Annotated in this window: 5 protein-coding genes; 1 reads left to right on the plus strand and 4 read right to left on the minus strand. The window is 69.0% G+C overall.

Features of this window, described 5'->3' with window-relative positions; all coding sequences use genetic code 11:
• The 4 genes from F3J10_RS33750 to F3J10_RS33765 form a co-directional block, all read right to left on the minus strand.
• Positions 1-1,809: transglutaminase family protein (locus tag F3J10_RS33750; RefSeq protein ID WP_167243893.1), on the minus strand; the 1,809-nt coding region annotated here is incomplete at its 3' end.
• A gap of 293 nt (positions 1,810-2,102) precedes the next feature.
• Entirely contained in the window at positions 2,103-3,053 is a 951-nt protein-coding gene (locus tag F3J10_RS33755) for a transglutaminase family protein (protein ID WP_167243894.1), read from the minus strand.
• Between the two features lie 10 nt (positions 3,054-3,063).
• A complete protein-coding gene (locus tag F3J10_RS33760; RefSeq protein WP_025098335.1) occupies positions 3,064-4,005 on the minus strand; it encodes an alpha-E domain-containing protein in 942 nt (313 codons plus the stop codon).
• Between the two features lie 69 nt (positions 4,006-4,074).
• Entirely contained in the window at positions 4,075-5,490 is a 1,416-nt protein-coding gene (locus F3J10_RS33765; protein ID WP_025098336.1) for a circularly permuted type 2 ATP-grasp protein, read from the minus strand.
• Between the two features lie 660 nt (positions 5,491-6,150).
• On the opposite strand from F3J10_RS33765, the gene F3J10_RS33770 reads away from it, so the two are divergent.
• A partial coding sequence (locus F3J10_RS33770) for a nitroreductase family protein (protein ID WP_205200579.1) occupies positions 6,151-6,435 on the plus strand: 285 nt, incomplete at its 3' end.

Consider the following 6,435-nt stretch of genomic DNA (forward strand, 5'->3'; position numbering starts at 1 on the left):
CGCGGCGGCCATGCGCTGCGCGCCGTAGCCGCCCTGCCCGGCCAGGTAGCGCGGCGCGTCGGCGGCGCCCAGGTAACGCGCGCGCAGCGCCTCGGCGGTCGGCAGCGGCACGGCCGGCGCGAACGGATCCTGGTCGATCAGGTAGGGGAAGTCTGTAGCGCTGACCCAGGGCAGCGAATCGAGCGGCAGGCGATAACCCATCGGCGAATCGCCGGGGATCAGGTACATGCGCTCGTCGCGGAAGAACCACGGGCCGGTTTCCCAGCGCGGGCCGGCCAGCCCGGGCGATTGCGGCAGCGGCTTGAGCGGCAGCACGTAGCCGATCACGGTGTCGAGCTTCTGGTCGAACACCTTGCGCAGCCGCGCGCGCTCCAGCTCGTCGTCCAGGCGCGAATCGAACGGATCGACGTTGACCGGCAGCCGGCGCTCGCGCCAGAGGTAGTACCAGACGTCCTCGAAACCGGGACGCATATGCTCGTCGCTCAGGCCGAGCCGCTCGGCCAGCGCGCGCAGGAAGCGCTGCGCGTCCTCGGTGCCGTAGGAGGACGGCTCGCGCTCGTCGGCGAACAGCGCCGGGTCCTGCCAGACCGGCTCGCCGTCCTTGCGCCAGAACACCGACAGCGCCCAGCGCGGCAGCTGCTCGCCCGGGTACCACTTGCCCTGGCCGAAATGCAGGAAGCCGCCCTCGCCGTATTCGGCGCGCAGCTTCTGGATCAGCGAGGTGGCGTAGCCGCGCTTGGTGGGCCCGAGCGCGTCGGTATTCCATTCGGCGCCGTCGCGATCGTCGATCGAGACGAAGGTGGGCTCGCCGCCCTGGGTCAGCCGCACGTCGCCGGCCGCCAGTTGCGCGTCGACCGCCGCGCCCAGCTCCAGCACGTCGCCCCATTGCGATTCGGTATAGGGCTTGGTCACGCGCGGCGATTCGTAGATGCGCGTGACGACCATCTCGTGCTCGAACTCCACCTCGCATTCGTCGATCAGCCCCTCGACCGGCGCGGCGCTGGTCGGCTGCGGCGTGCAGGCGAGCGGGATGTGGCCTTCGCCGGCCAGCAGGCCCGAGGTCGGGTCGAAGCCGATCCAGCCGGCACCGGGCAGGTAGACCTCGCACCAGGCATGCAGGTCGGTGAAGTCGACCTCGGTGCCGCTGGGGCCGTCGAGCGATTTCACGTCGGGCGTCAACTGGATCAGGTAGCCCGATACGAAACGCGCGGCCAGGCCCAGGTGGCGGCACAGCTGCACCAGCAGCCAGCCGGTGTCGCGGCACGAGCCCGAGGCCAGCTTCAGCGTCTGCTCGGGCGTCTGCACGCCGGGCTCCAGGCGCACCAGGTAGCGGATGTCCTTCTGCAGTTGCTGGTTCAGCGCGACCAGGAAGTCGATGGTGCCCTGCGGCGCGCGATCGATGCCGGCCAGGTAGTCGCGGAACAGCGGCGAGGCGCCGGTGGCCGCGTCGCAGACCAGGTAGGGCGCGAGCTCGTCGCGCAGCGCGGCGTCGTAGCTGAACGGAAAGGTCTCCGCCGCTTCCTCCAGGAAGAAGTCGAACGGGTTGTAGACCGACATCTCGGCCACCAGGTCGATGGTGATCTCGAAGCCGCGCGTGCGCTCGGGAAACACGAGGCGCCCAAGGTAGTTCGCGAACGGGTCCTGCTGCCAGTTCACGAAATGCTGCGCGGGCTCGACCTTCATCGAGTACGACAGGATCGGCGTGCGGCAATGCGGGGCCGGACGCAGCCGCACGATCTGCGGGCCGAGCCCGACCAGCCGGTCGTAGCGGTAGCGGGTGGTGTGGTGAAGCGCGACGTGGATGGACATGTCAGGGTCGGTCGGTTCGGGTCAGGTCGGGACGACAGGCGCTGCGGTTCAGGGTTTCGGTGCTGCTTCGAGGGTGGTTCGCGGTGTTGCGCGCGGTGGTTCGGTCAGGTGCCGCGGTCCGGGGCCGAGGATCCGGCAACCAAGCGGCGCGCCCCGCCCGAGGACGAAGCGCGCGGCTGCCAAGCTCGCGACGGCACGGCCGGCGATCGAGGCGACGGCGGCCGGCACCGGCCGCGCGCAAGGCCGCCACGCCGGTTCCGGCAGCCGCGCCAGGCCGCGCCAACTCGCCGCGCTCAGACCAGCTCGGGCGACTGGATCACGCTGATCTCGACGCCCACCGCGCGCGCGCCGATCCCCGTCACGGCCCGCGCATCGCGGCAGTCCAGGCCGGTGGCGACGCGCACGTAGCGCTCGTCGGGGCAGCGGTTCATGAACGGATCGAAGCCGACCCAGCCGAGCCCTTCCACATAGGCCTCGGCCCAGGCGTGGCCCGATTGCGGAAGGGTGGCCACCGCAGCCTGCTGCAGGCGCGCGACCGGCTCGGCCTCGGCCGCGCCCTGCGCCGCGTGGAGCGTGCCGTCGACATCCATCTGCATGCGCTGCGACTGCTGCGCGCCGCCCGAGGCCTGCATGGTTTCGGCGATGCGCTGCAGCGCGCCGTCGGTCAGCAGGTAGCCGCTCACGTAGCGCGCCGGGATCTTCAGCGAGCGCGCCGCGGCGATGAAGGCCTGCGCGTGGTCGCGGCTGGTGCCCTGGCCCGCTTCCAGCGCGGCCTCCGCATCGGCATCCGAGTCGGCCAGCTCGGGCGCGTAGCGGATCCGCGCATGCACCTCGGTCATCAGCCAGTGCAGCGCGTCGAGGCTGCGGTGCTCGAGCGGCAGCGCCTCGGCCAGCTCGCGCACGCGCTCGCCGGCCTGGGTCTGCTCGGTGGCGCGCTCGAAGATCCACGGCGCGGCGTAATCGTCCGCGCTGCCGACGATGCCGGCCCGGTCCTGGGTCTCGACCACGCCGGCGGCCACCACCACCACCTCGGCCTTGTCGCCGCGGTCGTGGCGCACCAGGTCGATGCGGTTGCCCAGGCCGTCGGCGTAGCTGACGGTGGGCTCGACGCCGTCGATCGTCACCTGCCAGGCGCGCACGGTCTGGCCGGGCCCGCTGGGCGGGCGCAGGCGCAGGCGCTGCAGGGCATGGCTCGCGTGCTCGTCGAACTGGAAGCGCGAAATATGTCGGATGGCGAGTCGCATGGCGGATCTCTCAGTCGAAGTTGTAAGCCTGGGCGATTTCCGCGCCGAGGCTGTTGTTGCGCCCGATGAAATCGGTCAGGAATTCGTGCAGCCCGCTCTTGAAGAGCCGTTCGACCGAATTGTCGGACAGCATCTGCAGGATTCTGGCGGCGGTTTCGTGACATTCGTGCGTGACGCCGTAATCTTTCCCGAGCCGGTTCAGGCTCGACATCACGCGGCCGTAGCAATAGCGCAGCGAGCGCGGCATGCGCCCGTTGAGGATCAGGTAGTCGGCGATGTTGATCGGCTTGTACTGCACGTCGTAGACCCAGCGATACGAGCGGTGCGCGGCCACCGAGCGCAGGATCGACTCCCATTGGTAGTTGTCGATCATGGTGCCGACGTGCGAGACCGAGGGCAGCAGCAGGTGGTACTTCACGTCGAGGATCCGCGCGGTGTTGTCGGCGCGCTCGATGAAGGCGCCCAGCTCGGCGAAATCGAAGATCTCGTTGCGCAGCATGGTGCCGTAGAAGCTGCCCAGCATCAGCGCGGTCTCGCGCTTGATGTGGTCGAGGATGGCCGGCAGCTGGCTGGAGCTGACCGGCTGCGCCAGCACCCGCTTCACCGATTGCCAGGCGTCGTTGACGGTCTCCCACAGCTCGCGCGTCAGCGCGATGCGCACCATGCGCGCGTTCGAGCGCGCGTACTCGATGCAGGACAGCACGCTGGAGGGGTTGTCGCGGTCGCGCAGCAGGTAGTCGGCGACGTTGTCGACCGTGTATTCCTCGTACTTCTGGCGGAAGCCCTCGTCGGCGCCCGAGCTGACCAGCACCGAGGACCATTCCGCCGGCGCGTCCGCGGTGCGCGTGAGCGCCATGCGCAGGCCCGCGTCGACGATGCGCGCGGTGTTCTCCGCGCGCTCGATATAGCGATACATCCAGTAAAGACCGCTTGCAGTGCGTCCAAGAAGCATGTCCTGTTCTCCGATCCTTGTTTCTCTGTCGCGCGGCGCGAGGCGCGGCGCGTGCCGGTAGCGCGGGCCTCAGTCGGCCAGCACCCAGGTGTCCTTGGTTCCGCCGCCCTGGCTCGAATTGACTACCAGCGAGCCTTCCTTGAGCGCCACGCGCGTCAGGCCGCCCGGCGTGATGCGGATCCGGTCCGAGACCAGCACGAAGGGGCGCAGGTCGACGTGGCGCGGCGCGAGGCCCGCCTCGGTCAGGATCGGCGTGGTCGACAGCGCGAGCGTGGGTTGGGCGATGTAGTTCGAGGGCCGCGCGCGCAGCTTGGCGGAGAAGGCCTCGCGTTCGGCGCGCGTCGAGGCCGGGCCGACCAGCATCCCGTAGCCGCCCGAGCCGTGCACTTCCTTGACGACCAGTTCCTCCAGGTGCTCGAGCACGTACTGCAGGCTGTCGGCCTCGCCGCAGCGCCAGGTCGGCACGTTCTCCAGCAGCGCCTTGCGGCCGGTGTAGAACTCGACGATCTCGGGCATGTAGGAATAGATCGCCTTGTCGTCGGCGATGCCGGTGCCGGGCGCGTTGGCGATCGTGATGTTGCCGGCGCGGTAGACGTCCATGATGCCGGCCACGCCGAGCACCGAATCGGGGCGGAACGTGAGCGGATCGAGGAAGGCGTCGTCCAGCCGCCGGTAGAGCACGTCGATCGGCCGGAAGCCTTCGGTGGTGCGCATCGCCACCCGGCCGTCGATCACCTGCAGGTCGCTGCCCTCCACCAGGTGCACGCCCATCTGGTCGGCCAGGAACGCGTGCTCGTAGTAGGCCGAGTTGTGGATGCCCGGCGTGAGCACCGCCACGGTCGGGTTGTCGGCATTGCCGCCCGGCGGGCAGACCGCGGCCAGCGACTGGCGCAGCAGCTGCGGGTAGGTCTCGACCGGCCGCACCTTGACGCGCTGGAACAGCTCGGGGAACAGCTGCATCATGGTTTCGCGGTTCTCGAGCATGTACGACACGCCCGACGGCGTGCGCGCGTTGTCCTCGAGCACGTAGAACTGGTTCTCGGCGGTGCGCACGATGTCGACGCCGATGATGTGGGTGTAGACGTTCCCGGGCGGCCGGAAGCCGATCATCTCGGGCAGGAAGGCCTCGTTGTGCGCGATCAGGTGCTTGGGCACGATGCCCGCGCGCACGATCTCCTGGCGGTGGTAGATGTCGTCGAGGAAGGCATTGAGCGCCATCACGCGCTGCTCGATGCCTTGCGACAGGCGCGTCCACTCCTGGCCGGAGATGATGCGCGGCACGATGTCGAACGGAATCAACCGCTCGGCGGCCTCGGCATCGCCATAGACGGCGAAGGTGATGCCGGTGCGCCGGAACACGCCCTCGGCGTCGTGGGCCTTCTGCGCAAGGCTCGCAGGGTCCTGCTTGTCGAGCCATTGCTTGAGGCGCTCGTAAGGTGCGCGTACCGCGTCGCCGGATAACAGCATTTCATCGAATGGCTTCATTCAGGATTCTCTCCATCTTCTTGTGTTCGGCATCGGGTGCCGGACCGGCGTGGACCTGATATTGCAAGTCCCGTGCCTTCCGCCAGCCTGATTCTTCCGTGGATATGGCACCGTTTGATGACATAACGCACCATGCCGGTGCCGACCTGGCCGACTCGCGCGCCGGCGATGCGCCGAGACGAGGCAGGCACCCCGCGACGCATCCTCTCCCGCGCATCGAGCCGGCCGACATGCGCCGGCGCTGTGCATCGAAGCCGGAATCGATCATGCGCCGGTTTTGCTGCATTGCCTATCGGCGCACGAGGGGATTGATCGCGACACGAAGAAAGCGCAGGCAAGCGTGTGCGGAGCCGCGTCGACGGTGCAGATTGCCCGGCGAATCGGAAACGATGCGAGGCGACGGCGGAGGATTTGCGAACCGGAGAAAGGTAATCAGGCCGCATGTGTCGCTCCGGGCATTTGTCAAACAGTATCAAGTGGCCCGCCGCGCCGCCGCGGGCACCCGCCTCGGCAGCGCAGGCAGCGGCCCGGCACACCGCCTTTCCCACCATGTTTTGCCGCCCCGCAGCATGACGATCCACCAATCGCAAATGAGAATTATTTGCATTTAATCTCGATTTGTTCGATGATTCGTCCATTCACCGAACGGATTTGTCCGAGATGACTGCCCTGCTCTCCCCGGCGACGCCGCAAGCCGGCCTCGCCCCAGCCTCCACCACCCCCGCCGATCGCCTGGCGGGCCTGCTCTCGCGTCAATCGCGCTGGCCGCTCACCGAGCCGGGCCCGAGCGACGCCGAACTCGATGCGATCCTGGACGCCGCCCTGCGCGCGCCCGATCACGGCAACCTGCGCCCGTGGCGCTTCGTGCTGATCCGCGGCGAGGCGCGCCGCGCGCTCGGCGAGGTGCTGGTGCGCCTGGCCGATGCGCGCGAGCCCGGCGCCGCG

Origin of the sequence: Burkholderia sp. Cy-637 (assembly GCF_011753175.1) — a bacterium.
In the GTDB taxonomy this organism is placed as follows: domain Bacteria; phylum Pseudomonadota; class Gammaproteobacteria; order Burkholderiales; family Burkholderiaceae; genus Burkholderia; species Burkholderia gladioli.

Bases quoted from the DNA above. Each gene is read 5' to 3' on its own strand.
- F3J10_RS33755 (WP_167243894.1), bottom strand. From the start codon at position 3,053: ATGCGACTCGCCATCCGACATATTTCGCGCTTCCAGTTCGACGAGCAC.
- F3J10_RS33760 (WP_025098335.1), bottom strand. From the start codon at position 4,005: ATGCTTCTTGGACGCACTGCAAGCGGTCTTTACTGGATGTATCGCTAT.
- F3J10_RS33765 (WP_025098336.1), bottom strand. From the start codon at position 5,490: ATGAAGCCATTCGATGAAATGCTGTTATCCGGCGACGCGGTACGCGCA.